This is a genomic window from Bartonella sp. AD24XZML, from assembly GCF_042196485.1.
GTDB lineage: Bacteria > Pseudomonadota > Alphaproteobacteria > Rhizobiales > Rhizobiaceae > Bartonella.
In genome coordinates, this window is the sequence record NZ_JBHIQH010000023.1 from 1 (window position 1) to 2,065 (window position 2,065).

Annotated in this window: 3 protein-coding genes; all 3 read left to right on the plus strand. The window is 41.4% G+C overall.

Going from position 1 to position 2,065, the window contains the following annotated elements:
* Positions 1-138 precede the first annotated feature (138 nt).
* From ACFIMX_RS02435 to ACFIMX_RS02445, 3 genes are read left to right on the plus strand one after another with little or no spacing between them, the layout of a single operon-like run.
* Positions 139-987 (plus strand): hypothetical protein, encoded by an 849-nt coding sequence (locus tag ACFIMX_RS02435; protein ID WP_375693971.1) that lies wholly within the window; start codon positions 139-141, stop codon positions 985-987.
* On the plus strand, positions 984-1,526 hold the full coding sequence (locus tag ACFIMX_RS02440) for a hypothetical protein (RefSeq protein WP_375693972.1): 543 nt from the start codon (positions 984-986) through the stop codon (positions 1,524-1,526). Before ACFIMX_RS02435 ends, ACFIMX_RS02440 begins: the two co-directional genes overlap by 4 nt.
* Positions 1,523-1,978: a hypothetical protein gene (locus tag ACFIMX_RS02445; RefSeq protein ID WP_375693973.1), complete on the plus strand. Its 456-nt coding sequence runs from the start codon at positions 1,523-1,525 to the stop codon at positions 1,976-1,978. Before ACFIMX_RS02440 ends, ACFIMX_RS02445 begins: the two co-directional genes overlap by 4 nt.
* Positions 1,979-2,065 lie beyond the last annotated feature (87 nt).

The window sequence follows — 2,065 nt, forward strand, 5'->3', positions numbered from 1 at the left end:
GCAAAAGATTTTGGCAAAAGCTGCTTAAACATATGGGGGTGCTCTCTCCTCCCAGCACCCCCGCCCTTTCCTAACAACTTTCAACACATGCGTGCTTCACGCTACGGGTGGATTGTACGCAAATCAAGGAAATAAACCATGGAAAAGAAATACGAACTTACTGATGAAACAACTGAGGTTGATGGCAAAACTCTCCACCGCATTCGTGCCTTACGAGACTTTGGTGGTATTAAAGCAGACGACCTAGGCGGTCTTATAGAACATGAAGGCAACTTATCCCATGAGGGCAATTGTTGGATTTGGTATAAGGCTTGTGTTTTTGGAGATGCACGTGTTTATGGCAATGCACTTGTTTTCGATGAAGCAAAAGTTTCCGATAATGCACATGTTTACGAGAGCACACACGTTTTCGATGAAGCGCGCGTTTACGGTCGTGCAGAAATTTATGGAGAAGCAAAAGTTTACGGTGATGCATGCATTTACGGTAGGGCAGAGGTTTACGATTGTGCACGCGTTTTCGATGAAGCACGTGTTTACGATAAGGCAGAGGTTTACGGTTATGCACGCGTTTACGATTATGCAAAAGTTTTAGAAAATGCACAAGTTTACGGTTATGCATATGTTTCCGATAAGGCAGAAGTTTATGGCAATGCAAAAATTAAAGACGGACATGTAGGCGATAGTGCAAGGATTTATGGTGATGCTAAAATTTATGATCATGCAGAAGTTTACGGTAATGCATGCGTTTCCCATAATGCAGAGGTTTATGGTTATGCCAAGGTTTTTGGTGATGCCTTGGTTTTTGGCAATGCACATGTTCATGGACGTGCAAAAGTTTACAATGATGCACGCGTTTACGATGAAGCACGTGTTTACGATAAGGCAGAAATTTACGGAGAAGCAAAAGTTTACGGTGATGCAGAAGTTTACCGTAGCGCACACGTTGATGACTATAACGCCATATCAACTGGAGAAAAGACCAGATGAAAAAATATGAACTGACAGATGAAACAATCGAAGTTGGGCGCAAAACGCTCCGCCGCATTCGTGCATTGAGAGATTTGGGGGACGTCAAGAAAGGTGATCTTGGCGGCTATATCGAGAAAGAAGACAACCTATCGCATCATGGCAATTGCTGGGTTGGGGGTTATGCCAAGGTTTATGATGATGCTAAGGTTTACGAAAATGCACAAGTTTACGGTTATGCCGAGGTTTACGGCAATTCTCGTATTTATGGCAAAGCAGAAGTTTTCGATGAACCATGCATTTACGGTCATGCAGAAGTTTACGGTGAAGCATATATTTGCGGTGAACCGCATGTCTTTGATAATGCAGAAGTTTATGGCAATGCACAAGTTTACGGTGAGGCATACATTTACGATAGGGCGCGTGTTTACGGCAATGCGCAAGTTTACGGTGATGCGCATGTTTACGGTCATGCAAAAATTTACGGTGATGCATGTGTATGTTGGGACGACTGGATTGATGGCGATAAAAGAATCTCAACTGGAGAAAAGACCAGATGAAAAAATACGAACTTACTGATGAAACAATTGAGTTTGATGGATACATTACGCTTTACCGCATACGTGCATTAAAAGATTTTGGTGATGTTAAAGCAGGCGACCTTGGCGGCTTTGTAGAGTATGAAGACAATTTAAGTCAAAAAGACGATTGCTGGATTTATAATGATGCCAAGGCGTATTGTTGTGCCAAGATTTACGATAGTGCTAAGGTTTATGATAAAGCACAAATTGGTGATTGTGCCGAGATTTTTGGCAATGCAAAAATTTATAATAACGTCAAAATATATGATGGACATATTTTTGGACACACACAAATTTATGGAAATGTGATTATTGATGCCGATTCAAGAATTTATGGCAATGTAAAAATTTATGATAATTCAGAAGATTGTAAACAAACTATGACCGCCCAGAACGGCGACTCTTCAACAAAAGACGACATTCCTTTCTAGCAACACAAACCAACTTTTAACACCAGCGTGATTCACGCCACGGGTGAATTACATCTAAAATGAAGGGGAATAAACATGCCACACCGC